This window comes from Bdellovibrionales bacterium, assembly GCA_018266295.1.
GTDB lineage: Bacteria > Bdellovibrionota > Bdellovibrionia > Bdellovibrionales > Bdellovibrionaceae > JACMRP01.
This window is the reverse complement of the sequence record JAFEAQ010000019.1, coordinates 16,032-40,120: the sequence shown is the minus strand read 5'-3', so window position 1 is coordinate 40,120 and position 24,089 is coordinate 16,032. Positions and strand designations below refer to the sequence as shown.

At 48.7% G+C, this 24,089-nt stretch carries 25 protein-coding genes; 15 read left to right on the top strand and 10 right to left on the bottom strand.

All coding sequences use genetic code 11. The features are described from left to right. Nucleotides 1-72: 72 nt before the first annotated feature. From JSU04_17405 to JSU04_17390, 4 genes are all read left to right on the top strand, one after another. A complete protein-coding gene (locus JSU04_17405) occupies nucleotides 73-894 on the top strand; it encodes a methyltransferase domain-containing protein (protein ID MBS1972091.1) in 822 nt (273 codons plus the stop codon). Nucleotides 895-1,011: 117 nt separating this feature from the next. Next, nucleotides 1,012-1,785, top strand: a complete 774-nt coding sequence (locus JSU04_17400; GenBank protein MBS1972090.1) for a hypothetical protein — start codon at nucleotides 1,012-1,014, stop codon at nucleotides 1,783-1,785. 85 nt (nucleotides 1,786-1,870) lie between these two features. Further along, entirely contained in the window at nucleotides 1,871-2,500 is a 630-nt protein-coding gene (locus JSU04_17395; protein ID MBS1972089.1) for an NAD(P)H-dependent oxidoreductase, read from the top strand. Between the two features lie 183 nt (nucleotides 2,501-2,683). Further along, nucleotides 2,684-3,910: a beta-propeller fold lactonase family protein gene (locus tag JSU04_17390; GenBank protein ID MBS1972088.1), complete on the top strand. Its 1,227-nt coding sequence runs from the start codon at nucleotides 2,684-2,686 to the stop codon at nucleotides 3,908-3,910. Here the strand turns inward: JSU04_17390 and JSU04_17385 are convergent, their stop codons facing one another. Further along, nucleotides 3,911-4,519 (bottom strand): M15 family metallopeptidase, encoded by a 609-nt coding sequence (locus JSU04_17385; protein MBS1972087.1) that lies wholly within the window; start codon nucleotides 4,517-4,519, stop codon nucleotides 3,911-3,913. It abuts the gene before it with no gap. 217 nt (nucleotides 4,520-4,736) lie between these two features. Here JSU04_17385 and JSU04_17380 point away from each other — a divergent pair, with 217 nt between their 5' ends. The 6 genes from JSU04_17380 to JSU04_17355 are packed head-to-tail and all read left to right on the top strand — an operon-like array spanning nucleotide 4,737 to nucleotide 9,816. Continuing rightward, nucleotides 4,737-6,305, top strand: a complete 1,569-nt coding sequence (locus JSU04_17380) for a sulfatase-like hydrolase/transferase (protein MBS1972086.1) — start codon at nucleotides 4,737-4,739, stop codon at nucleotides 6,303-6,305. A 55-nt stretch (nucleotides 6,306-6,360) separates the two neighbouring features. Beyond that, nucleotides 6,361-7,284 (top strand): formylglycine-generating enzyme family protein, encoded by a 924-nt coding sequence (locus tag JSU04_17375; GenBank protein MBS1972085.1) that lies wholly within the window; start codon nucleotides 6,361-6,363, stop codon nucleotides 7,282-7,284. A 9-nt stretch (nucleotides 7,285-7,293) separates the two neighbouring features. Further along, nucleotides 7,294-7,638, top strand: coding sequence for a DUF1622 domain-containing protein (locus tag JSU04_17370; protein MBS1972084.1), 345 nt, complete (start codon nucleotides 7,294-7,296; stop codon nucleotides 7,636-7,638). Then, nucleotides 7,638-8,111: a DUF202 domain-containing protein gene (locus JSU04_17365; GenBank protein ID MBS1972083.1), complete on the top strand. Its 474-nt coding sequence runs from the start codon at nucleotides 7,638-7,640 to the stop codon at nucleotides 8,109-8,111. Before JSU04_17370 ends, JSU04_17365 begins: the two co-directional genes overlap by 1 nt. Before the next feature lie 2 nt (nucleotides 8,112-8,113). Beyond that, nucleotides 8,114-8,728 carry a hypothetical protein gene (locus JSU04_17360; GenBank protein ID MBS1972082.1) on the top strand — a complete coding sequence of 205 codons (615 nt, stop codon included), beginning with the start codon at nucleotides 8,114-8,116 and terminating at the stop codon, nucleotides 8,726-8,728. A gap of 17 nt (nucleotides 8,729-8,745) precedes the next feature. Next, nucleotides 8,746-9,816: a haloacid dehalogenase-like hydrolase gene (locus JSU04_17355; protein ID MBS1972081.1), complete on the top strand. Its 1,071-nt coding sequence runs from the start codon at nucleotides 8,746-8,748 to the stop codon at nucleotides 9,814-9,816. 81 nt (nucleotides 9,817-9,897) lie between these two features. On the opposite strand, the gene JSU04_17350 is transcribed toward JSU04_17355, so the two are convergent. The 4 genes from JSU04_17350 to JSU04_17335 all read right to left on the bottom strand — a co-directional run bounded on the left by JSU04_17350 (nucleotide 9,898) and on the right by JSU04_17335 (nucleotide 13,074). Further along, the gene (locus tag JSU04_17350) at nucleotides 9,898-10,305 is read right to left on the bottom strand and encodes an acyl-CoA thioesterase (protein ID MBS1972080.1); all 408 of its coding nucleotides are present in this window, start codon (nucleotides 10,303-10,305) and stop codon (nucleotides 9,898-9,900) included. A gap of 13 nt (nucleotides 10,306-10,318) precedes the next feature. Next, nucleotides 10,319-11,296, bottom strand: a complete 978-nt coding sequence (gene phnE / locus JSU04_17345) for a phosphonate ABC transporter, permease protein PhnE (GenBank protein ID MBS1972079.1) — start codon at nucleotides 11,294-11,296, stop codon at nucleotides 10,319-10,321. A 71-nt stretch (nucleotides 11,297-11,367) separates the two neighbouring features. Next, on the bottom strand, nucleotides 11,368-12,138 hold the full coding sequence (phnC, locus tag JSU04_17340) for a phosphonate ABC transporter ATP-binding protein (protein ID MBS1972078.1): 771 nt from the start codon (nucleotides 12,136-12,138) through the stop codon (nucleotides 11,368-11,370). An 18-nt stretch (nucleotides 12,139-12,156) separates the two neighbouring features. Then, nucleotides 12,157-13,074, bottom strand: a complete 918-nt coding sequence (locus JSU04_17335) for a phosphate/phosphite/phosphonate ABC transporter substrate-binding protein (protein ID MBS1972077.1) — start codon at nucleotides 13,072-13,074, stop codon at nucleotides 12,157-12,159. Between the two features lie 134 nt (nucleotides 13,075-13,208). Between JSU04_17335 and JSU04_17330 the strand changes: the two genes are divergently transcribed. From JSU04_17330 to hrpB, 4 genes are all read left to right on the top strand, one after another. Beyond that, entirely contained in the window at nucleotides 13,209-13,940 is a 732-nt protein-coding gene (locus JSU04_17330) for an HAD family hydrolase (protein ID MBS1972076.1), read from the top strand. Then, nucleotides 13,941-14,597: a 16S rRNA (cytidine(1402)-2'-O)-methyltransferase gene (gene rsmI / locus JSU04_17325; protein MBS1972075.1), complete on the top strand. Its 657-nt coding sequence runs from the start codon at nucleotides 13,941-13,943 to the stop codon at nucleotides 14,595-14,597. A gap of 83 nt (nucleotides 14,598-14,680) precedes the next feature. Then, on the top strand, nucleotides 14,681-15,532 hold the full coding sequence (locus JSU04_17320) for an SDR family oxidoreductase (GenBank protein ID MBS1972074.1): 852 nt from the start codon (nucleotides 14,681-14,683) through the stop codon (nucleotides 15,530-15,532). 9 nt (nucleotides 15,533-15,541) lie between these two features. After that, nucleotides 15,542-18,109, top strand: coding sequence for an ATP-dependent helicase HrpB (hrpB, locus tag JSU04_17315; GenBank protein ID MBS1972073.1), 2,568 nt, complete (start codon nucleotides 15,542-15,544; stop codon nucleotides 18,107-18,109). A 54-nt stretch (nucleotides 18,110-18,163) separates the two neighbouring features. Here the strand turns inward: hrpB and JSU04_17310 are convergent, their stop codons facing one another. Beyond that, entirely contained in the window at nucleotides 18,164-19,252 is a 1,089-nt protein-coding gene (locus tag JSU04_17310) for a porin (protein ID MBS1972072.1), read from the bottom strand. 213 nt (nucleotides 19,253-19,465) lie between these two features. Between JSU04_17310 and JSU04_17305 the strand changes: the two genes are divergently transcribed. Continuing rightward, entirely contained in the window at nucleotides 19,466-20,227 is a 762-nt protein-coding gene (locus JSU04_17305; GenBank protein MBS1972071.1) for a response regulator transcription factor, read from the top strand. Here the strand turns inward: JSU04_17305 and cysE are convergent. The 4 genes from cysE to JSU04_17285 are packed head-to-tail and all read right to left on the bottom strand — an operon-like array spanning nucleotide 20,163 to nucleotide 24,081. Continuing rightward, nucleotides 20,163-20,675: a serine O-acetyltransferase gene (gene cysE, locus JSU04_17300; protein ID MBS1972070.1), complete on the bottom strand. Its 513-nt coding sequence runs from the start codon at nucleotides 20,673-20,675 to the stop codon at nucleotides 20,163-20,165. The two genes, JSU04_17305 and cysE, sit on opposite strands and share 65 nt — an antisense overlap. 12 nt (nucleotides 20,676-20,687) lie before the next feature. Then, nucleotides 20,688-21,650 carry an HD domain-containing protein gene (locus JSU04_17295; protein MBS1972069.1) on the bottom strand — a complete coding sequence of 321 codons (963 nt, stop codon included), beginning with the start codon at nucleotides 21,648-21,650 and terminating at the stop codon, nucleotides 20,688-20,690. Then, a complete protein-coding gene (locus JSU04_17290; GenBank protein ID MBS1972068.1) occupies nucleotides 21,650-22,297 on the bottom strand; it encodes a hypothetical protein in 648 nt (215 codons plus the stop codon). The genes JSU04_17295 and JSU04_17290 overlap by 1 nt, the downstream gene beginning before the upstream one ends. After that, nucleotides 22,294-24,081, bottom strand: a complete 1,788-nt coding sequence (locus JSU04_17285) for a tetratricopeptide repeat protein (protein MBS1972067.1) — start codon at nucleotides 24,079-24,081, stop codon at nucleotides 22,294-22,296. The genes JSU04_17290 and JSU04_17285 overlap by 4 nt, the downstream gene beginning before the upstream one ends. Nucleotides 24,082-24,089: the final 8 nt, after the last annotated feature.

Genomic DNA, 24,089 nt, shown 5'->3' with positions numbered 1-24,089 from the left:
TCTGCCTTTTGCCTTACGACACGGGACGCGTCGACCTTTGCAGCCACCACGAGCTGGGAGTAAGATAGCGCCATGTCTGAATCAAATGCATTCCCTTACCTTCATGGCTTTTCCGAAGAAGAACAACAACGTCTGCGCAAACAAGCTCACTTCGGTGAGTACACTGTTTACCAGAACATCAATCTTTCCAACGTCACTGATTTGCTGGAAGTCGGCTGTGGCGTCGGCGCGCAGAGTGAAATCATTCTTCGTCGCTTTCCGGATCTGACTCTGACAGGCATTGACCGAAGCACAAAACAATTGGCGGTCGCTCAGCACAACCTTGCAAAAACTCCGTATGCCCAAGGGCGTTTTGATCTGCGCGAGATGGATGCCACCGCAATGGAGTTTGATGCGAACTCATTTGATGGCGCGTTCCTTTGCTGGATACTGGAACATGTGCCGGATCCTATCCGTGTACTGTCGGAAGTCCGCCGCGTTCTGCGCCCGGGCTCGGTGATCTATATTACTGAAGTCATGAACTCATCGTTCTTCTTGGGCCCCTACTCTCCGAATGTGTGGAAGTACTGGATGGCCTTCAATGAATATCAACTTGCCCAAAAGGGGGATCCTTTCGTGGGCGCGAAGCTCGGAAACTTCCTGATGCAACTGGGGTATCAAGACATCCATACAGAGATCAAAACCTGGTTCCTCGACAATCGCTATCCGCAAGCCCGTAAGGACTGTGTGGAGTATTGGACGGAATTACTTCTCAGCGCCAGCGATCAATTGATCCAAGCGGGCTGTGTTTCTAAGGATGTGGTCGAAGGAATGAAAGTGGAAATGTCGAAAGTCGCCGGCGATCCGAACGCCGTCTTCTTTTATTCTTTCGTTCAAGCCCGCGCACGAACTTAGACAGCTGTCATCCGCGCTGACAGCTGTTCTTGGGGCTAACAGGGTCGTGATCCCAGTTTGAGAAAGAAATTTTCGCCTCTGGAAATACGCGTCTTTTCCCTGCTATCGTTGAATTATATGGAAATCAACCTTATGCCTTCCATCGAATTCAATGGCCGAAGCGGACTTTCACGATCGCTGGGAACTCGCTTCTCTGAAACCTCTTTCCTCTATACATTTATGGCTCTCGCTCTCTGCTCAGGCTTCTTTGTATTGATGGATGTTTTGTTGCCGCTGATGAAGCTGCAATTTAGAGCCGTCCTTCACTGGAGCTGCCTGTTTGAGGTTTTGTTTTTTTCAATCACAGGTTACATCGCCTGGGTGATGCACGAGACTTCAAGTCTGCGCGTGCATCTGCATGGCGAGCGCGTGATCTATGAAATCAAAGAGGCCGGAGGCGTCAGTTTTAATTTCACCGATGTTCAAGCCATTCGCTTCGGTCACAGCCAAGGTGTTTATGGTTTCTATATGGTTTTGCATAACGGAGTGTCTTACCACTTTCCGATTCATCTCGAACGGCTGGACTACATTCTCGATACTTTACACTTTCACCGTTCGGATCTGACCCAGTCCAAAGAGTTCATGAAATTCCGTACTCGGGCCCTGGCGCTCGATCACGTCCTTGCTCATAATCGCAGTTATTTGCCGCGCGCCCACGTGAAAGCAATTTCCTTCTATTTCCTTTACCCGTTTTATTTCCGCCACTCCTTGGAGCGCATTAAAGCGGATCCGCGCCAAGTCAGCCGCGACAAGAATTACGAACAAAAACTCGAGACTCTGTGCCACAAAGTGAATATCGGTCTGAGCCTCGCGACGCTGGCACTCGTTGCCCTTGTGAAGTTCCGAATTTGAAAATTTCGTCATATATAAATTTACTGACGGATTAGGTAAATTAATTTATCCTCCTGTTTGCACGAAGCGAACCGGAGGACCATCTATGAAAATCTTAATGTTTGCGGCTTCTTTCCGCAGAGATTCCCTGAATAAAAAATTGATTCGTAACGCTCACAAAATGCTGCCGGCCGGCCATGAGGTGGAGCTCAAAGAATTCAACGATTACATAATGCCGCTTTATCATGGCGATCTTGAAACCGACTCCGGCATCCCTGATGCTGCTCAGAAATTTATTAAAGACATCGCCGCGGCTGATGCCATCATCATTGCAAGTCCCGAATACAACTCCGGCATTCCCGGTACTTTGAAAAATGCCATCGACTGGAGCTCCCGTGTGAACCCGGTTCCATGGGCTGGTAAGCAAGTTCTGATCATGGGTGCATCCCCAGGCATGGTGGGGACGAATCGTGGAATGTGGCAAGTGCGCCAGCCGCTCGAGTACCTCGGCGCTTTCGTTTATCCAGAAATGCTTGGTGTGGCTCAAGCAAATAAAGCCTTTGACGAACATGATGAGCTCAAAGATGAACGCATGCATGGCACTCTCGAAAAGCTTGTGAAAAAGTTCGTCGAGTATGCGGACTATGTTAGTCACCGACCACAACCAGAGGCAAAACCTCAGGTGCCGTCTGCGACAGCAACGACGACTCAGACAGCTTCTCAGAAACCGGGGTAGCTGGCTCTCGCGGCTTATTACAGTCAGTAAAACTCATCGTCATAGTGACCAAAATGATAAGGACTTTCATGGGTGTATTTTATCCTGGTAAAGATCCCATCTTTATTGCGGCACCATGACGAAATCCCCATCTCAAAACGAGATTTAGATGTGGAAACACACAGGCTCCAGTAGAATCTAAGAATGGGGCTGAGACGTCGACGTTTCCGTATTTTTGAGTTCGCATTCCTCGGGGCACTCCTGTTTGTGCTTTTCCAGAATTGCAGCGGGACGGGCTTTCAGCTTCAAGATGCGACCCAAGCTCTTTCACAGACGGATCTTGGTTCACAAACTCCAGACTCCCCTTCAAATCCAGGTACGACTTCGCCATTACTTAAAACTCGCTTCTATTACGGTCGTAGCCGTGGCGTTGATATCCTCGAACTTGATCACAAGACCGGTGTGATGACTCAAATGGCTTCGACAGACTTTGCTGGCACAACCATCGGCTGGCTGAGTTACCACCAACCTGTTAATACTGTTTTTGCCGCTGACGCCGATGGAGCTGTTCTGCAGCTCTTTGATTATAGTACGGCAAACGGTTCTATCACTTCGAAAACTATTTTCCCAAGTTTCTCTTCACAGATTGTTCACCTGACGGTGCAACCACGCACGCAAGGCGGCTTCAGTCTTTTCGGAGCAAGCTATAATCGCGGCAGCTTGGATCATGTGCTACTGAATGACAACATGGCTCAACTCACTCCGAGTCAGTCTGTCGCTTTCGGTGCAAACGCCAAAACCCACTCTTCAAGCTATGACAGCGTAAGAAAACTTTTGTATGTCGCCAATCTTGGCAATAACAAGATCGACGTTTACAGTTTTAGCGAGATCAGCGGTCTCACCGCTCTCACTAGCATTATGGTGACCGCGCCCCGCACGGTTGTTTACGATAGCACTTACGATAAAGTCTTTGTCGCCACAGAGGCCTCGACTGGCAACAGCTATATTCGCATTTTCTCGGTGACTCCTTCTGGTGCTTCGTTCATCTATACCGATGTCGGATCGCTGGCGATGCCGCTGACCGGTGGTGATTTAAAAGTGAATCATGCTTATCGCTATGTGATGGCAACGGCTCGCGAGGCCGGCAAAGAAGCCATCTATGGCCTCCCGATCACAACCACAGGCGTTGTCGATACAATCCGCCAGTCCTTCAGTATTCCGGTCACACAAAGCCTGCCGCGCGCCTTGGAAATTACCGAGGACGGCCTTTACGCCGTTGTCGGTATGAATTCTTCAACTGCCGAAAATGTCGTAGCTTACAAAATGACTTTCAACGCCCAGCTCGGGTACGTTTCAAGCCAAAAGATTTTCGAGAAGAAGATCGATAATACCGGCGGCTATCTCTGCGGTCTCGCGATCCCTGTGCGCTAGTTATTCTAAAATTGGAAACTGGCCGTAGACTTGTTCTTTCGGCAAAGCATTGAAGTGCCACCATTCATGTTCCAAAACTTTAAATCCTTGAGATTCTAAAAGCCTTCGCAGAAGCAACCGGTTCTGATATTGCGCCTCTGTCAGTTCGCCCGAGGCAAGGAACTGCTTTTCAAGCTTCGGCTGAGCCAAATCACGGAAGTCATCAAAACCCGTTCCCATATCCAGCAACTCGCCATCGCGAGTCTGCAATGTCAGATCAATCGCCATTCCGAAATTATGCAGTGACCCCGGCTGCGGTGCCGCCACGTAATTCTGAAACGGAGTGCCTTTAAGATGATCATAGAATTGCGCCTGAATACTGCGCGGGCGAAGCGTGTCCCAGATATGAAACTGCAAATCCGGATGCTTGGCGTTTAGCTCCTCACACGCCTTGAGCAGCATCTTTGCCGCCACCGGCGCCATAAAGCAGCGATGGAAACCGCCATAAACATCGGCGTTCATGAAGTTATCGGTTGTCGAATACTTCATATCCAAAACAATTTCAGAATTGTTTTTAAGTTCAGTAAAATTCTGTTCAATCCATTCAATTTGGCGCAGGAAGGAGTTCATGGAAAACATCCTACCTGTGCCATTTGAAAGGTCAACTAAGGAAGACTCTATGGATCTCACTAAAATCGTTTTTCAACGAATGCCATTTGCTGGATCCAGGCTTGAGCTCAGAATGATTGTTGGCACCTCAAAACAAAAAACTTTAATGCTCTGAATTTTGGCTTCACCCTATTTCAAACACGACCACAAACTACCTTACCTTAATGAAGGAGCTCCTATGGCTACTAAGAAAACTCCTGGCAAGAGCGAAAAAAGGCCTAACATCCTCGTGATTTGGGGTGATGATATCGGAATTTCCAACTTGAGTTGTTACAGTGATGGACTCATGGGATATAAAACACCCAACATTGATCGCATCGCTAAAGAAGGCATGAGATTTACAGACTCTTACGGAGAGCAGAGCTGCACTGCCGGCCGCGCTTCGTTTATTACTGGCCAAAGCGGTATTCGCACAGGTCTTACGAAAGTGGGCGTGCCGGGAGCCACTGCCGGCCTGCAAGCCGGAGATCCAACCATTGCCGATCTTCTCAAAGAACAAGGTTATGCTACTGGCCAATTTGGCAAAAACCACTTAGGCGATCGCAATGAGTATTTGCCAACAGTCCATGGCTTTGATGAGTTCTACGGTAATCTCTATCACTTGAATGCCGAAGAAGATCCCGAAAGTCCAAACTGGCCGAGCCAAGAAGACTTTCCAGAATTCAATCGTCGCTTCCGCCCGCGTGGTGTGCTCCACTGCTATGCCACGGAAGAAGACGATGCCACCGAAGATCCACGCTTTGGCCGCGTCGGCAAACAAAAGATCGAAGACACAGGACCTTTAACAAAAAAACGTATGGAAACCTGCGATGATGATTTCGTGCAAAACGCATGCGATTGGATCAAGCGCCAAACCGATGCCGGTAAGCCTTGGTTCTGCTGGGTGAACACAACGCACATGCATTTACGCACTCACACAAAGCCGGAAAGCATTGGTCAAGCGGGACGATGGCAATCTCCTTATCACGACACGATGATTGATCATGATAAAAACGTCGGTCAGCTGCTCAATCTTCTCGACGAATGGGGTTTAACCGAAGACACCTTTGTGATGTATTCCACTGACAATGGCCCACATATGAACACTTGGCCAGATGGCGCTATGACGCCTTTTAGGAGTGAGAAAAACACCAACTGGGAAGGCGCCTTCCGCGTACCAATGGTGATTCGCTGGCCAGGAAAAATTGCCGCCGGGTCTATCTCAAATGAAATTATTCAGCACCATGATTGGCTACCAACATTCTTAGCCATGGCAGGAGATGACCAGATCGTCGAAAAACTTAAAAAAGGGCACCATGCCAATGGCAAAGACTTTAAGGTCCACATCGATGGTCTCAATTTCTTGCCGTATCTCACTGGCAAAGAAGAAAAAGGTCCCCGCAAAGGGTTTATCTACTTTGATGATGACGGACAAGTTGTAGCTCTGCGTTTCGACAATTGGAAAGTGTGCTTCTTAGTTCAGAGAATGCAAGGAACTCTTGGTGTGTGGGCGGAACCTTTTGTGCCTCTGCGGGTTCCAATGATTTATAATCTTCGTACCGATCCTTATGAGCGCGCGGATATTACATCAAATACCTACTATGATTGGTTCTTAGAAAACGACTACATTGCCCTGGCTGCGCAATCGATCATGGCTGAATTTGCCAAGAGCTTAAAAGAATTTCCGCCAAAACAAAAACCGGCAAGCTTTACCATCGATCAAGCCATGGTCAAACTAGAGGAGTCCGCTAGTGGCGCGCATCACTGAGTCCGATCCCACACATGTCTCTACAGAAACGGGGTCTAAAGCCCCGTTTCCAAATATGGTTTGGATTCCCGGTGGAACTTTCGTTATGGGCTCCAATAACCACTATGCAGAAGAAGCCCCCGCCCATCGCGTTCACGTCGATGGCTTTTGGATGGACGCCGCACTGGTGACGAATCGTGAATTTGAAAAGTTTGTCGCCGAGACCGGCCACATCACATTTTGCGAAAGACCCGTGGATCCAAAAAAGTATCCCGGCGCAAAACCCGAAATGCTGGTTCCTTCTTCTGTTGTGTTTGTGAAGCCTCACGGTCCTGTGGATCTTCGCAACCCTTATCAGTGGTGGCACTTCATTCCGGGAGCCAACTGGCGTTATCCTCAAGGGCCCGGTAGCACTATCGAAGACCACATGGATCACCCAGTTGTTCATGTGGCATGGAGTGATGTTCAAGCTTATGCAAAGTGGGCCGGCAAAAGAATTCCCACCGAGGCGGAATGGGAATTCGCCGCTCGCGGAGGCAAAGAGGGCCTTGAGTTCGCATGGGGCGATGAATTGATCCCCGCAGGAAAGCATTTGGCAAATACGTGGCAAGGAGAATTTCCCTGGCAAAATACCTCGGAGGATGGCTTTGATGGCACTTCTCCCATCGGCGCCTTTCCGGCAAATGACTACGGTCTTTACGACATGATTGGCAATGTGTGGGAATGGACCATCGATTGGTACTCTCCCCGACATCCTGATGAAAAGCAAAAGGCTTGCTGTATCCCGAAAAATCCACGCGGCCCCGAACAAGATCAAAGCTATGATCCAAGACAGGCGAACTTAAAAATTCCACGGAAGGTGATGAAAGGCGGATCGCACTTATGCGCGCCGAACTATTGCCGTCGCTATCGTCCATCGGCGCGAATGGCACAGCCGACGGATACTTCGACGTCTCACTTGGGCTTCCGCTGTATCGTCCGAGGAGAGAAAAGTTCTTAGGAGTTTTCCGTGCACGAGAATTTCAAAAGCCTCACAGAAATGATCGCTCTCGGTCTCGAGGTGATCGCCGCTCTGTTGATTGCCTATGGCGGTCTCGTGACTTTATTTTTGCTCGTCAAGCTGAGCCTCCCTAAATACGCCAAGCCCAACGCGCGCAAGATAGCCTGGCGGGATTTCGCAGCGTGGTTGCTATTAGGTCTTGAGTTCACTTTGGGTGCCGATATTGTTCGCACGGCGATCGCACCCACTTGGGATTCCATCGGGCAACTCGCCGCCATTGCAGTCATCAGAACATTCTTGGGATTCTTTCTTGAAAGAGATTTCGAAATTGCATCGGAAAAGGAGCCTCAGTAATGGATATCGACAAAGAGCCACAGAAACCAGATTCCGCCCTCTCGCAAACCGAGCTTTCACAAAAGCGCACCGGCCTCTCAGAGCATAGAACCTCCCTTTCCGAACAAAGAACGAAGCTGTCAGACGTGCGCTCACATCTTTCGAATGAAAGAACACATTTATCTTATCTTCGCACCGGCATTTCGCTCATTAGCTTCGGCGTAACACTGAATCGATTCAGCCTATTCCTTATTCAAAGCAATGAGATGCCCCGCTTTAAAGGCCGGTCATTATTGTATGATACGACTAATATCGGCATCGGCATGGTCGTCATCGGCTGCATTATGCTCCTTTGGTCCATTTTTCATTTCGTAAAGACGGCGAATGCTATCGATAATCTCAATTTTAAACCCTCCAAGTGGAGTATCCTCATCTTTTCAGGAGTCATCGTCGTCATAGGTACGTTCGCCACCGCATGGATGATCACGGGGTAGTTATGGAAACACCCTATCTCATCAGTTCAACCCAGATTTTAACCCTCTTCTTTATAATGCTGGGACCAATGCGACTGCTTGGTCCGTTTCTGCAAGAATCAAAATCTCTGACGAAATCGCAAATTCATGACATTGCTTGGAGGGCTGCGCTGATTTCAGCCGTGGCACTGATGATTTGTGGTTATATCGGTAAAATCCTTCTGGATAACTGGAGTATTCCCATTCCGATCTTGAATCTTACAAGCGGTCTTATTTTTTTCATCGTCGCCATGACTCTGATCATAAAGCCAAAAGCGCCACCGCCGCCATCCGCCCAAGCTTCGGAGCCCGCCCCGACGGGTCTCAGCACGGCGCTCAAAATGGTCATTACTCCCTATGGAGCCGCCATTCTGATTGGCCTACTCGCTTTAAGCAAAGAGCCCGCAAGAGACCAGATCATTCTCATCAATCTCGTTATCGTAATGTTCTTGAACTACTTAGCGATGTTTTTCATCCGGCAGATCATGGGCAAGGTCGGCATGCTGATCATGCAACTCCTCGGAGTTGTGCTTGGAGTCCTGCAGGCAGCACTCGCTCTGAACATGATCTATCTCAGCATCAAAATGCTTACTTCTTAATTTTTGGGAGGCCTCTAATGAAAAAATACTATTTCTTCTTTGTGCTGATTCTCATCTTAGGTTGCTCAAAAGACCGTGCGGTGGACCCATTGCCTTCATGGAACGAAAGCGTCACCAAAAAGGCCATTATAGAGTTTGTTAAGAACTCGACCGAAGAAGGCAGCAAGGGTTTCATCCAGCCAGAAGATCGCATCGCCACCTTTGATAATGACGGTACGTTGTGGAGTGAAGTTCCGACAGTTGAAGTCTCATTCATTAACAGCCAGCTGAAGCAAGCTCTTGCCAGAAATCCAGCCCTGATGAAGAAAGAGCCGTTTCGTACTGTCACTCGCTATGGTGAAAAAGCCCTGACGAAACTTAAAATGAAAGACATCATCATAATCATGACAACGGCCCTGTCGGGAATGACCGAAGATGAATTCGCAAGCCAAACGCGCACGTTCTTGCAGACCGCTCAGCATCCCAAGTACCGAGTCCCTTATCAAAATCTGACCTACAAGCCGATGACAGAACTCGTGAGCTACCTTCAGCAAAGAGGCTTCAAAGTTTACATCTGCTCAGGCGGCGATGTGGCCTTCATGCGCGTGATTGCTCCAGAAATCTACAACATTCCACCAGAAAATGTGATTGGAGCCTATTTCGCAGATAAAGCCGTCGACCGAGCCGGCAAGCTCGTCATCATGCGCACACCGAAACTGATCACCACAAACGATCAAGCCGAAAAGCCGGTGAATATCCTTCAGCGCATCGGTCGACGTCCTGTCTTCGCCGCCGGTAACGTCCGTAGCGGCGGCGATATAGAACATCTCAGATATTCGAGTGAAGGTTCGTTACCATCCTTGCAGTTGATGATTAACCACGACGATGCCGACAGGGAAGCAGCTTACTCCGAACCCAACAATGCCTCTCTGATTGCCGCAAAGAAGTTCAATTGGCACGTCGTCAGCATGAAAGAAGACTGGAAGCAAATATTCAACAATCTCGACACGACGAACTTAACAAGAGTCTCGAAGAAAGAAGAATCAAAAAAGCTCAGAGCCCACTTGCTACCGAGACGCCTATCTGCAAAAAGCGAGGCCAGCAGATAAACAATAATCTAGTAAATATCATCTTTTTCACTTCACGCCGTTTTCACTAGAAGCACGCAAACTCCAACATATGGAGTCAGTCTAGCCTTCGTAACCGACTGCTTTTTTCCATTCAGGAGTGGGCTCGATCATCTTACGAGCTTTCAGATCAAACAATCCAAACACGAAGATTGCCTCAGAGGCCACAGTGCCGTCTGGCTTGATCATTTGCTGTTTGAGACGGCCGACTTTGCCGGGATAATCAACGAGCTCCGTTGTGATGGTGATTTCCTCACGGAGGCGGAGCTCTTTCATGAATTTCAGATTTACTTCGAGGATCACAGGACCTTGTCCTGATTCGTGAACTTTCTTAAAGCCATAACCACGATCTGTGACGAGCTGCCAACGGGCCTCTTCGTACATGTCGAGGTAACGAGCGTTGTTCACATGGCCGTAAGTGTCTAGCAGCGATTCGCGGATGAGAATTTTGTACGAACCTTTTTCAGCCATGTTTTTTTACCTCTTACTTGAGTGCCTCACGGATCACCGCGGAAGCTTGGTCCATCGCCCATACGACGATGGCGATCACAAGGATGATACAACCCACTTCAGGCCACATCGCCTGACCTTGATACTGAATCAACATTGTACCGATACCACCACCGCCGACAAGACCGATGATCGTCGCCATGCGCACGTTGATATCCCAACGATAAACAGTGAATGAAATATAAGGAAGGATCACTTGAGGAACGATGGCAAACCACACTGTTTGCAATTTTGTCGCGCCTGTTGATTGAATGCCTTCGATCGGGCCTTCGCTCACGGTCTCAACCATCTCAGAGTATTGTTTCGCCAAAGACGCTACAGAGTGGATCATCAACGCGAGCATACCTGCGAATGGACCGATACCCACCCATACCGAGAAGATAATTGCCCAGATCAAAGCTTCGATCGCGCGAGTAAAATTGAGGAACGTACGGAGGATCATATAAACAGTGTAAGCGCCTGGGCTCTTCATGATGTTCTTCGCACAGAAGAAGCTCAATACGAAAGCCACCGGGATTGCCAAAGTCGTCGCCATGAACGCCATGAAGATGGTCTCGATGATGTTCAAGACTGCCTTCGGCAAGATTTCAAAGTTCGGATTAAAGAGACCTTTGAAAAGACGAACGGCTCCGTTGAAACCGTCTTCATTCAAAAGTTCGTTGATTGAAAACTTCGTCGTGTTCAAACCCACGATGAAAGTCACCACCAAGAAAACTACCAACTGCCAGCCAGAGAATGTCTTGTACCAAGAAGTCTCGGCCTTCGCGGCTTTCTTATAAGGGGGCTCAAACAGAGCTTCACCCATGGTGTGCATGCGGTGGTTTTTAGAACGGTTGAGACCTGCACTCAAAGCCGCACCGATGGCCATCGCGATCAGGAACATCACGAAGTTTTGGCCAAGGTTCAGCATTTGTTCCGGAGTCGGCTGAGCCGCTACGATCAAAAGCACCATGCCGAGGTAAGCGAAGATAAAGGCATCAAAGAAAGTTCTGCGGAAAATATAACTCTTCATCGTCGTCGTCCTTAGTTGATGTGAACTTCTTTGGCGCCTTGGCCGTAGATTTTTTCGAACCACTCTTCAGTGATATCGCTTGGGCTGCCTTCGTAAACGATCTCGCCGCCTTTAAGCGCGATCACGCGAGTTGCGTACTGACGAACGAGACTCAAGAAGTGAAGGTTGCAAATCACAGTGATGCCGAGCTCTGTGTTTACCTTTTTGAGGTAATCCATCACAGTATGGCAAGTCGCTGGATCCAAGCTGGCGACGGGTTCGTCAGCGAGCAAGATGTCAGGACCTTGAGTGAGTGCGCGAGCAATCGCCACGCGTTGTTGCTGACCGCCGGAAAGCTGATCCGCACGGATCTTAGCTTTATCGCCGATACCAACAAGCTTAAGGTACTTCATCGCTTTTTCTTTATCTTCATCAGAGAAGAAACCGAAGATGCTCTTGATAGAACCCATGACGCCCAGGCGGCCCATCAAAACGTTGCTGACAACGCTGTGACGCGGGATCAAGTTGAAGTGCTGGAAGATCATGCCGATGTGTTTGCGCAAAGAGCGGATTTCTTCGCCCTGAACTTGCGCCACGTCTTTACCGTTGAAAACGATTTGGCCTGAGCTTGGATCGTGCAAACGGTTGATGCAACGAAGAAGAGTCGACTTACCGGAGCCGCTCAACCCGATCACCACGAGGAATTCACCTTTTTTAACGTCAAAGCTGACACCCTTCAGAGCTTGCACTCCATTCGGGTAAGTTTTGACCAGATTCTTGATCGAGAGAATAGGCTGAGACATTCAGTGCTCCTATGTAAATTACTTCTTCATCAAATCAGCTGCGTTTTTACCAAGGTCATTGAGCATTTTACGAACTGGTTCGTAATCAGCATCAGTTGCTTTTTTGAACTCAGTCACGCCATAGATTTTGTTGAAGGCTTCTTTACCTTCTGGAGTTGCAACGAACGCGAAGATCGCATCAGTGATTTTTTGCTTCATTTCTTCAGGCATGTCTTTTCTGAAGATGATTGGATCATTCGGGATTGGCTCAGAAAGCTCGATGATTTTGATTTTCTTTTCAACGTCTGGGTACTGAGTCAAAACAAGGCGACGAGCGTCTTCGAGTTTCTCTTTGCCTTTTTCGTCTTTAGACGGCGGAGAGTAGAAAGTCGCGCCCGCATCCACTTGACCTTGATAGATCATAGAAACAACAGAGTCGTGCTTCATGGCGAACACAGTCTCTTTAGGTTCAATTTTTTTCTCTTTGAGAGTTTTCAATGGAAGGAGATAGCCAGAAGTTGATGATGGATCTACGAAAGCGACTTTTTTACCAGCAAGGTCCGCGATGGATTTGATTGGGCCGTCTGCTTTAGCGATGAACTGAGATTGGTAAGTTGGAAGACCGTGACGGATCACTGTCAAACGAGCTTCAGCGCCGTATTTATCATGAGCAAGCACGTAACCGAAAGTGTTGATTGCGGCAACGTCAGCACGCTTAGTCCCGAAAGCCTCAACAACCGCTACGAAAGATTGTGGGATTGAAACTTCGTATTTGTACGGAGTGTTTTTCTCCATGAATTCTTTGAAGATTTTAGAGTTGTCTTCGATCACTTTCGCATCGACAGATGGTACGAAGTGAACTTTGATTGGGTTCTCGGCAGTACCGAGTTCGGCTTTTTTACCGGTACAAGCAACAAGCGCGGAAATAGCGGCGATCGCAACCGCAAATCTAGACATGATTTTCTTCATCATCAAACTCCTTATTTTTCAGTCGCGAGAACGTAACAAAAATTCGCCATTCGGCCAAGAAAAGTCTTTGCCTTTAGAGAACTTCCAAGGGTAGATTTTGCCATATGACGCAATCCCGCCATCTGCTTCGTCAGATTCTTGTTAAGATTGAGGAATTTCAAAATAAAGGCCTCAAAAGTTTGGCCGTTTTTGACATCGACTCAACCCTGTTTGACGTCTCCCCGCGGGTGGAGCGAATCATTCTCGATTTTGCTGACGAGCCCGAATTCCAAAAGCGCTTTCCAAAGCAAATTCAGATACTTAAGAATATACGCACGCACCGTAAGGACTGGGGCTTTAAGAATGCTCTGGAGCGTGCGGGGTTAGACGGTCATCATTCTGAGCTGCAAGAGGCTCTGCATGATTATTGGGCAAAACGCTTTTTCTCAAACGACTACCTCCAGTACGACCTCCCCTACGATGGGGCGGTGGAATATGTGAATGCCATCGCCAATCATGGGGCTGAAGTTGTTTACCTTACTGGCCGCGATGTGGCGCGAATGGGAGCAGGATCGGCCCTGGTTTTAAAACAGGCCGGCTTCCCGCTCGATGACCAACAAACCCGTTTGGTGCTGAAACCCCATCGCAGTATGGATGACGCCGAATTTAAAACCGACTGGTTTGGTTGCCTCAAGCAGGGCCATTACGCCGATATTTGGTTCTTTGAAAATGAGCCAGTGAATATTCATCACCTGCGCGCCCGTCAGCCACAAGTGAATGTGGTGTTCTTTGAAAGCACTCACGCCGGCAAGGCTCCGGCTCCGGAAGACATTCCAAAAATCATGCACTATCTGCTTGATGAGGTTGAAGACTAAATGTTGTACGTCGTCGCCACTCCGATCGGAGATACCAGCGAAATTTCATTGCGCGCACTCGAAGTTTTGAAAGCGGCTGACGTGATTATTTGCGAAAGCACTAAAGAGGCCAGCAAGCTTTTGCGCGCTCATGGCATCACCGGCAAAACCTATGAATTACTCAATGAGCACACCACACCCGATGAAGTAAAAGCCCTCGGCGAAATCTGTGCTGACAAAAATGTGGCGCTGGTTTCAGACTGCGGCACTCCGGGCTTCTGTGATCCCGGGGCCCATCTTGTAAAACTCTGCCGTCAAAAAAAGATTTTAGTGAAATCAGTCCTCGGCGCTTCCGCGCTGATGGGTTTGCTGTCTTTGAGTGGCGAACGCATTGATCAATTTATTTTTCGTGGTTTTTTGCCGGCGGAAACAGAAGCTCGTCGCAAGGCTCTTCAAGAAATTCAGAGGGAAAAACGCCCGATGGTCTTGATGGATACGCCTTATCGTTTGAAAAAAACTTTGGGTGATTTGCAAGAGTTCTTCCCGCGCCGCCGTGCTTTGCTGGCACTCAATCTTTCACAGGAAGAAGAAAAGATCCTCGAAGGAACCGGCGAGCAGCTGTTAAAACAGCTGCCTTTTGATAAAGCCGAGTTCATGATTCTGCTTTACGGCGACTGAGATGCATGGGCGGTCTCGTAACTTGCTGATTCGGTCATTCCGGGCTAGGCTTTTTGAAAAGTGTCAATCGGAAGGACTCAAATATGCGTCACGTTTTAATCACCGGAACCTCAACGGGTATTGGTTATCATCTGACAGAAACTCTCCTCGAAAAGGGCTTTACGGTTTGGGCAGGATTGCGTTCCCCTCAGGCCATGAATCCCCTCAAAGAGAAATATCCGCAAAAACTCCACGTGCTTCAACTGGACGTGACTTCCAGTCAAGATATCGACCAAGCCTTTCGCAGAATTTCCAGCGATCCCTCGATTGAAGAATTTAGTTTGATTAACAATGCCGGGGTCGCGATCGGCGGACCGGTTGAAGCCCTTTCAATGAATGAATGGCATAAGCTTTTCAATGTGAATGTTTTTGGCTTGATCGAGATGACACAAAAGTTTTTACCGTTGCTGCGTAAAACCCGTGGCTGTGTGGTGAATATTGGCTCGATCAGCGGGCGCGTAGCCGCTCCGTTCTTGGGTCCCTACTGTGCTTCGAAATTTGCGGTGCGTGCGGTGACGGATTCACTTCGTCGCGAGATGATGACTCTGGGAGTGCGTGTGGCTTTGATCGAGCCCGGCCCGATCGATACGCCGATTTGGGATAAGTCTCTACAAAAAAGTCAGCAAGTCGGCCAAGCACTTTCTCCGGAAATGCGTCAGATCTATGGCGAGTCTTTGCAAGCGCTCGAATCCGGCGTTGAAGCCACAGCGGCGACGGCAGTGCCGGCGTCCCACGTTGCGAAGAACGTACTGAAAGCGCTGAACAGCAAAAATCCTAAAGCTTATTACCTCGTAGGAAAAAGTATTCGCCTCACGGCCTTTATGGTAAAGTACTTGCCAACCGGACTCTTGGATCGCCTGATTGTGAAAGGCTTCCGCGGGCAGTCCCATAACTAGAAACAGCCGATGTCAGATTTTCTTGCGCTTCCCATAGATGACTTCCTGGAGGACGCTCTGAAGTCTATTCAGAGCCACGGAAACCTCGTGGTCACGGCGGCACCCGGTGCCGGTAAAACCACGCGCCTACCCGCCTACTTCGCAAAGCATGCTCAAGGAAAAGTCTTGGTGCTCGAACCGCGCCGAATGGCCGCCATCGCGGCTGCTTACCGCGTAGCCGAAGAGCAGAACTGGAATCTCGGTGACGAGGTCGGTTATCAAGTGCGTTTTGCCAATAAAACTTCGGATAAAACCAAGTTGGTCTTTTTAACCGAAGCTTTGCTTTCACGAAAGCTCGCGCAGGATCCTGAACTTGCCGGCGTGGAGTATGTGATTCTCGATGAGTTCCATGAACGCTCGCTGCACGTCGATCTGGCCTTGGGACTTTTGCGTGAACTGCAAGAACTCGGCAGCGGGATTAAACTGGTTGTGATGTCAGCAACATTGGATTCGCCGAAAATTTCGCAATACCTGGGCGGCGCGCCTGTGCTGGATGTTCCCGGGAAGCTTTTCCCTCTAGAAATCAAGTATCAGAAAAACTCACAGCTGCTGCAAACCAATCCGCAGTTTTATGAAAATCTCGTTGCCACGGTGAAAGAAGCCGAGCGCACGACTCCCCATGATATTCTGGTTTTCTTACCCGGCGTTGGTGAAATCGACCGAGCTTCACAGAACTTAGAGACCTGGGCCGCCGAAAAAAATATTGAACTGGTGCCTTTGCACGGCAGCCTGCCGCTCGAGGCACAGCGCAAAGCTTTACAAAAATCTTCGCGCCGTAAAATTCTGCTGTCGACGAATATCGCCGAGTCCTCTGTGACCGTTGATGGTGTCGCCTGCGTGATTGATTCGGGCCTAGCGAAGAATATGAAATTCGATCTGCGCACGGGATTTTCTCGTTTGGAAATGAACCGCATCAGCCGCGCTTCGGCTCAGCAGCGTGCCGGCCGCTCGGCCCGTCAGTTTCCAGGAGTGAGCTTTCGTATGTGGAATAAACTCGATGAGGGCTCGATGCCCGGTCACGATATTCCCGAGATCTTGCGGGCCGAGCTCAGCGAAAGTTTATTATTCCTAAGCGCTCAAGGTGTGACGGATTTTAATTCGTTCTCGTGGTTTGAAAAGCCGGCACCATTGCCTCTGAAAAAAGCGATTGAGAATTTGCAGGGCTTGGGTGCGATTGATGCTAAAAATCAAATCACTGAGCTTGGTCGTAAAATTCTACAATGGCCGCTGCCACCGCGATTGGCAAAACTGATGTTGACGGCGGTGGAGTTGAAAATTCCACGCCTGGGTGCTGATGTCGCAGCCATTTTGCAAGAACGCGATTTCATGCTGAAACAAAGCTCTGAAAATTACCTCGCCGATAAATTTGAGAGTGATATTCTGCTTCGCCTCGAGGTGCTCGAGCAATCCCGCTCAGGGCGCGCTCCTCGCAATACCCACCGCATGGGTTTACAGACCGTTGATCAAGCGGCAAAGCAGATTCTATCCTATACGAAAGGCGCGGCTGACATTTCGGATAAAGCCGATGTGGGACTGACTCTGCAGAAGCTCTTGCTGTCGTCGTTTGCCGATCGCCTTTGCCGACGTCGTAGCGGCGGCAGCGACAAAGCCCTGATGGTCGGCGGACGTGGCGTGAAGCTTTCCTCTGAAAGTGTGGTGCGCGACAGTGAGTTCTTCTTAGCTCTCGACGGAGTTGAAACCTCGCAGGGTTCAGAAACCATGGTCAGCCTTGCTGCGGGACTTACGAAAGATTTCCTATTTAAAGAAATCGGCCCGCAAATTGAAAAGAAAAAAGATCTCAGCTTTGATAAAGACAAAGGCCAGTTCTATGCGCGCGAAGGCAAGCACTTCCGCGATTTGCCGCTCGAAGAAGGCAGCATTGCGATTGCTTCAGCGACAGATGTGGCCGAGCATCTGCCCGAGGTTCTCACTCAAGAATGGGAGCTTGTGCTGAAAGAAAATGAAGCCCTTGCGGATTGGTTCGACCGCTTGGGATTCTTAATCCGCGCCCGCGAAAAAATCACTCAAGACAGAATTCGCGAAGAGCTTGAACGCCTTGATGATAAAATGCCCATCTCGGACGAGCAAAAGCGCGAAGCCTTTGCCATGGCCGCCAGCGGAGAGCGTGATTTTAAAACCGTCGCCCATAAGGATCTGATTTATTTCTTTGAAACACTCCTCGCCTCCGAGATCGTGAATTTTCTGAAATCCGAAGTGCCGGCAAAACTGAAAGTGCCGAGTGGAAATTCGCTCCGGGTTCATTATCCCGTGGACCGCGATCCTTACATGGAAGTGCGCATTCAAGAGGTCTTTGGCTGGACAGAAACGCCAAAATTGCTGGGAGGAGCGCAGGCTTTGACATTGCAACTCCTCGGACCGAATTACCGTCCGATGCAAGTCACTAGCGATCTCGAAAGTTTTTGGCAGAATGGCTATCCTGAAGTCCGCAAAGAGCTGCGAACGCGCTATCCGAAGCACTCCTGGCCAGAAGACCCTCTCACCGCCCAAGCCGTATCAAAGGGCCGCCCTGTTAAATAGGTGCCAGGCCCTGTTTCTTGTCGCGCCGAGTCCGGAAAGAGGACCTGGCACTTTTTAAATATCGAGGCTGATGCCGAGGGCGGCGCTGTTTTCGACGATTTTGTCGTCGGTGCCGTTGTATTTGCCTTTCCAGTTTGTCTGACCGTAATCCAAGAAGATTTTTGATTTCTCAGAGGTGCGGTAGTTCACTCCGACAACAACGTGAGTATAACCTGTGTCCGGCGCATCCACGCCGTTGATCTTCATGTCCGTACCTTGTGCATAGCTGATACGGTAGTTGAGCTTTTCTTGGAATGTGTAGTTCAAAGTTGCAGAGTATTCAGTTCCTTGAATCTCGTACGTGCCCGCTGAAAGATCCACTCCTGTTTGCGCTTTGTAAGCGGCCGAGTTGTAAGCAAAGTTTGTCGTATAACCTTTGACGGTCTGATAGCCGAACGCCACCATGAAGATCTGCTGATCGAAAGCAATCTCAGCGCGGTGCCAAACATCGGCGTCTTTACCGCTATTGGTGTTGTTCTTCAGATAGTAACTGTAGCCAACAAAATAAGTCGCGTCCTTATACATCAAAGCCGCGTTCACCGTGTCTTGTGCTTTACCGCTTGCATCTTTCTTTTCATCCGGAGAATAGAGCACCACAAGTTTTGTTCCGAAATAGCCAGGAGTTTCGTATTTGACCGCATTGTTGAGACGATTGTCCAAACGAGAAAACTCCGACAAACCATTCACGCTTTTGCCGTCATACTCCCAAGGATCCACGTACTCCATGTCACTCTTAGGCAAGAGGGAAATACGTCCCAGCTTGAGGGACCCAAAATTCCCCTGAATGCCAAGCCAGCTGTCTTTATTGACCAAGGTGTTCTTGTCAGTAACAAAGCCGCTATTATCCATCGTAATATATTGTTCAATCTGCCAATCAAAATGCAGATGATCATCAATGGCCTCGTGGCCTCGGAAGCCGATAAAACTGCCATAGTCTTCAATCAGCGTCGCGTTCTGCAGTTGTCCATTCGTCAGCAAAACCGTGCCCTGATTGAAACTTTGACCGTTTTCAACACCGACAAGAATCGAAGCATATGGTGTAAACTCCGCATGGGCCGCAAAAGACATCAAACACAATGTTGTTGAAATTATTAACTTTTTCAAAAGACTCCCCTTTTAGATCTGCTTTTAGTGTTTGGATTTTCAAGCGCCTTGAGTAGAGAAATCCTCTGTTAAAGACCTAATCTGGACGATCTTCCAATGGAGCATCCCAGGTCCTAGACGACGGGGTTCCGCGCCCTGCGACAGATTCGTCATCAAAAGGTTGAAAGAAATAAAACTTACCTGTATTTATATTATAAACAAGGATGATTTATAATGATGACGGGGACGGAGTTGAGCTCCTTAAAAAATTCCAAAGTTCTTATTTTGCATGGAAAAAGACAGAAACTGAGCGACTTCTGCCAGCTTCTGCGGGAGCATGTTGCGCAGATCTTTACGGCAATAAGCTTTACTGACATCTCCGAATCCGACTATGACTTAATCCTCGTCGACTATTCTGTCACAGATATGAGCGGTATCTTAGTTTACAAGCAGATGACGCAAAACCCGAGTTATGCGCTGATTCCCTCGGTGTTCATCGCAGATACAAAGTCTTACGATCATCGCCTGAACGCTTTTGAAATTGGTGCTGCGGACTTCCTGACCCGCCCCGTGGACAACCAGGACCTTTTGCAGAAGTGTCAGATGCATATTCAAAACCGTCGTCGCATTTTACCGGATCTCAGCATTCATATTGGAAACTTAAGCCTCTATCCTGGCTCAGAGAGTGCGATCGTCAATGGCAAGTCCGTTCCACTGACACAGCTTGAGTATAAAATATTACATTTTTTGCTAAGCACTCCCCGCCAAGTGGTGGCGCGCTCTGAGATCTATGAACATGTTTGGGGACCAGATCTGGCAAGTTCCGGCCGCCTCGATACGCAGCTCTATAATTTAAAGAAAAAACTCGCTGAGTTTAACGGCAAAATTAAGTCGGTGAATAAAGTGGGAATGAGAATTCTGATTGCGGAATCTACTTTTTCTCAAGAACAGAAGAAGTCGGGCCAACAATCACAGTCCCCGGGGCCACGTCTTTAAAGACCACCGCATTGGCGCCGATACGGCAGCCCTCTCCGAGAGTAATAGGACCTAAAATCTTTGCGCCAGTTCCGATAAGCACTTTGTTGCCGACAGTCGGATGGCGTTTGACTGGATCAAACTTCACTCCTCCCAACGTTACACCATGAAAGATGATGCAATCGTCACCAACGATGGCTGTTTCACCGATCACAACGCCCATGCCGTGATCAATGACCAAACGGCGGCCGATGGTGGCTCCTGGATGAATTTCAATCCCCGTCACGAAACGGCCGATTTCGGCCATTAAACGAGCAATGAAGAAAAGTTTCAGATCATAAAACAGATGGGCAATACGATGGAAGAAAAGGGCACGCGGGCCTGGATACAACAAGGCGATCTCCAGCAACGATTTCGCCGCCGGATCATATGTCTTGTAGGTTTTGAGAAGTTCCAGAACTCTGCCCACGGGATGTCCTTCTTAGAAACGCTCTTTCAAATTATCCAACATAAAGTAACGATCAAAGAGCTCGTGATAACGTGACCACTTATCCCCTAGATTGCGTTCAGATTCAATAAATGTCTGGATGGTATTCATTTTACTATCAAGGTCGTCCACCATCGCCACAAGCATGGCCTCCATAAACTTAGGACGCTTCGGAGAACCGTATTCCAGTTTACCGTGATGACTTAAAATAATGTGCTTGCACATATCTTTGAGGTCGTCCGGAAATCCTAAGATGCGCGCAGCTTTTTTATCGACGAGTTCACAGGCGAGTTGCATATGCCCAAGCAAGCGGCCTTTGTCGGTATAGCCGAGCGAGCCCTCGTAAGAAAGTTCCCATACTTTGCCGATGTCATGAAAGATCGCGCCAAAAATCAGCAAATCTCTGTTGAGGAAATCATAGTGAGTCGCCAAGAACTCCATGATTTTTGAAATCGATAGGATGTGTTCCAACAAACCGCCGCGCCAAGCATGATGGATCGTTTTTGCAGCCGGCGCTTGCATGAAGAGCGGCTTGATCTCAGGATCTTCGATCACATCCAACGTGAGCTGGCGCAGATGCTCATTCTTCATGGAGCGCACAATGGTGAGAAGCTCCATGAACATGTCGTCGGCGTTTTTTCCTGAGTTCGGAATATAGTCTGCGACTTGAATCGTGCTTTGATCCGGCTTTTCCACACGATGAACGATGAGCTGCTTACGCCCTTGGAAAATTTGAATAAGTCCCTTCACGCGAACAACATCGCCGGCTTCAAACTCGCGGTTGAGCTCTTCAACGCGGTCCCAAACACGCCCATCGATCGATCCTGTCTGATCGCCGATCACGATACTCATGAAAGGACGGCCGTTTTTTCCCATGCCGAGGTTCTTCTCTTTTACCAAGAAAAGACTGTCGACGTTGTCTTTGTCTTTTAAGTCGCGGACGTTCTGCTTATCCATTACTGAGCCTCGCAAAGTAAGTTCTTGTACCGGCTGTCTGTCAGGGTGACTTGAGTAATATAAATGCGATTGTCTTTCATCGCAGAGAAAATATAATGACCGGCCAGCACCGTGACATGACGCTGTCGAGTGGTGTTGGCTTTGATGCCCTCACCTTTCATCATCTGCAAAAACTTCGGAGTAATATCAAAATACTGGCTGCAGCCTGCGCCGAAAACGCGTTCATCCAATTTGCGCTTACGGGCATCACTGATATAGATGGCTTTAAAATTAGTTCCTGCAGTGATTTCTTCCGGAAGCTCAAATCCGACATAGAAACTGCCTTGATCACCACTCAGATACTTCGCCAAATCGATACTGCCACCGCCCCGAGGGAGCTCAATTTCATAAGCAGGGCTACGCAAAATACCTGGATTCTTTTCTGTCAAAAAGACTTTGGCTGTCGAATAGAAAATACCGGCGTTGCTTGCTTCAGCAGTTGCCTTGGCATCAGGGGACTTTTCAACGATATCCCAGATCGCCGCAGGCATTTTAAAGTCTGAAGGCAGATCTTCGATCTTTACCTGCTCAGCATTCTCTGTGCGGAAGCTCGTTGGCTTTGTACAAGCGGCGGCAAGAACTGCTAAAGAGAGGACCGCCCATTTCATGGCGACTCCATTTGATCACGGAGTTCGATGAGTGGCGCGAAATTGCTTTCGGCCTCGAAGCCCGCTTTGACCTCTGCTTGCATGCGGATTTTATCTTTACGGATATCGGCAATCTGAGCGAGTCCGTAGTGGGCAAGAACATCCCCGAAATCACGCTCTGCCAGAATCTTATACGCGGCTTCTGCACACGCTAAGTCTTTGGATTTCAAACATGCCTCACCTTGAACATAAAGTGCTAAGCGGTCTTGTTTGAATTCGGTGTTTTGGAACAATAACTGAGCTTCGTTCAAACGGCCCAGTTTCGATAAATACTGAGCTTGGGCCTGCAAGCTTGTTAGCTGCTTCGGTCCCTGCGCCAAGGACTCATCCAAGAACTTCACGGCTTCCATGTCACGGTTGCTTTCAATCAAGCAGACGGCACGAACCGCTTTCATACTTGCAGGGCCTTTGCCCGAGCTATAGAGCTCAGAGCAATAGCGCTCAAGGTAATCCCACTCGCTATTGCGCCAATCAACGCCCAGGTCACGCGTGTACAACCGGCTTAAGGCGTGCGGCTCTTCGAGGAAGACATTCACAGCTTCCACCATGCCATTGGCATCTTGTAAAAGCTGATTAAGGTAAATCATCATCAGCGACAGTTCTTTTCTCAGGAAGTGAGATTTACCGCTGTAAGTTTTAATCGCCGTAATTGTTTTTTGAATTGCATCTTGGTCCGGTTGGGTTTTTGAAACTTCCACCAAGGCCATGGCTTTGCACAGAAGGATCAACGGATAATTTGCGGTATCCGGCTTGGCCAAAGCTTCAAACGCTTTGAGCGCCTGAGCGTAGTTGCCCTTTTTAAGAAGAATCACCGCTTGATTAATCTTAGCCGTTTCATTATTTGGATCATAACCAAGAGTTTTTTGCAGATACTCTTCAGCCTGGCGAAGGTCACCTTCCATCATATAAGACAGAGCCATGCCCAGATGCGCATCAATAATCTCGTTACGAGTGCGGCCTTCTTTCAAGAGCGCGCGCTCGATCACACGGCGGCCGTTCAAACTTTGGCGGTCTTCGTTGATCAACAAAAACACCATGCGGAACTGGCTTTCAAGATCCGGCTCGTGAATACTGGCGGCTTTTTTATAGTTCTGCAAAGCCAGCTGATACAAGCCCATCTCTTTATAACGAAGAGCTGAGCTAATAAGCTGGTCATAATTCAAATCAGATTTCTTTTCTTTGCGCAAATATGTGAAACCAACAAACACGATCGCGACCACGGCGATCGCGAAAAGGATTCCGCGCAAGACCACATTTTGTTTTTGAATCTTGCTTTGAACCCTTTGATCAGACAACGTGCCGTAGCTTTTTGTCGCGGCACCCGCGTGCTGTCGTGGAGTTGCTGCATCGTCACCGGCCAATGGCGTCACATCTTTAAGTGCAGGTTTCTGTGGACGCTGAGGCGGAGCTTTTGCCGGAGTCACCGGTGTCGGTGTAAATTCGTCCGGCACTGTCGGAGCTTCGGTCTTCGTAATCGAGTTCGTCCCGATGGTCGCCGTGCTAGTCATTGTGTCTTCGCGTGAATGGTCCTGTTCGTAGCGCAAAGATTTTACGACTTCTTTAAAGAAGCGGTTGTCGCGGATGTAATTCCAGCGGCCTTCAGGCTGACGGACTTCATCGATAATAGTAATTTGACGGCGGGTCAAAAGAACCATCACCTCTTCACGAGTGAAGGGGCCAAGGATCTTAGTAGAAGACTTCACCAGCCAGTTTCTGGTCAGGTGATTGTTTTCAGGACCAGCCATTCATTTCC

Coding starts and splice junctions, on each gene's coding strand:
- phnE (MBS1972079.1), bottom strand. CDS start 11,296: ATGGTGCTTTTGATCGTAGCGGCTCAGCCGACTCCGGAACAAATGCTG.
- JSU04_17385 (MBS1972087.1), bottom strand. CDS start 4,519: ATGAACTCCTTCCTGCGCCAAATTGAATGGATTGAACAGAATTTTACT.
- JSU04_17405 (MBS1972091.1), top strand. CDS start 73: ATGTCTGAATCAAATGCATTCCCTTACCTTCATGGCTTTTCCGAAGAA.
- JSU04_17375 (MBS1972085.1), top strand. CDS start 6,361: ATGGTTTGGATTCCCGGTGGAACTTTCGTTATGGGCTCCAATAACCAC.
- JSU04_17390 (MBS1972088.1), top strand. CDS start 2,684: ATGGGGCTGAGACGTCGACGTTTCCGTATTTTTGAGTTCGCATTCCTC.
- JSU04_17285 (MBS1972067.1), bottom strand. CDS start 24,081: ATGGCTGGTCCTGAAAACAATCACCTGACCAGAAACTGGCTGGTGAAG.
- JSU04_17365 (MBS1972083.1), top strand. CDS start 7,638: ATGGATATCGACAAAGAGCCACAGAAACCAGATTCCGCCCTCTCGCAA.
- JSU04_17355 (MBS1972081.1), top strand. CDS start 8,746: ATGAAAAAATACTATTTCTTCTTTGTGCTGATTCTCATCTTAGGTTGC.
- JSU04_17395 (MBS1972089.1), top strand. CDS start 1,871: ATGAAAATCTTAATGTTTGCGGCTTCTTTCCGCAGAGATTCCCTGAAT.
- hrpB (MBS1972073.1), top strand. CDS start 15,542: ATGTCAGATTTTCTTGCGCTTCCCATAGATGACTTCCTGGAGGACGCT.
- phnC (MBS1972078.1), bottom strand. CDS start 12,138: ATGTCTCAGCCTATTCTCTCGATCAAGAATCTGGTCAAAACTTACCCG.
- JSU04_17290 (MBS1972068.1), bottom strand. CDS start 22,297: ATGAAATGGGCGGTCCTCTCTTTAGCAGTTCTTGCCGCCGCTTGTACA.
- JSU04_17305 (MBS1972071.1), top strand. CDS start 19,466: ATGATGACGGGGACGGAGTTGAGCTCCTTAAAAAATTCCAAAGTTCTT.
- JSU04_17320 (MBS1972074.1), top strand. CDS start 14,681: ATGCGTCACGTTTTAATCACCGGAACCTCAACGGGTATTGGTTATCAT.
- JSU04_17335 (MBS1972077.1), bottom strand. CDS start 13,074: ATGTCTAGATTTGCGGTTGCGATCGCCGCTATTTCCGCGCTTGTTGCT.
- JSU04_17400 (MBS1972090.1), top strand. CDS start 1,012: ATGGAAATCAACCTTATGCCTTCCATCGAATTCAATGGCCGAAGCGGA.
- JSU04_17360 (MBS1972082.1), top strand. CDS start 8,114: ATGGAAACACCCTATCTCATCAGTTCAACCCAGATTTTAACCCTCTTC.
- JSU04_17380 (MBS1972086.1), top strand. CDS start 4,737: ATGGCTACTAAGAAAACTCCTGGCAAGAGCGAAAAAAGGCCTAACATC.
- JSU04_17295 (MBS1972069.1), bottom strand. CDS start 21,650: ATGGATAAGCAGAACGTCCGCGACTTAAAAGACAAAGACAACGTCGAC.
- rsmI (MBS1972075.1), top strand. CDS start 13,941: ATGTTGTACGTCGTCGCCACTCCGATCGGAGATACCAGCGAAATTTCA.
- JSU04_17350 (MBS1972080.1), bottom strand. CDS start 10,305: ATGGCTGAAAAAGGTTCGTACAAAATTCTCATCCGCGAATCGCTGCTA.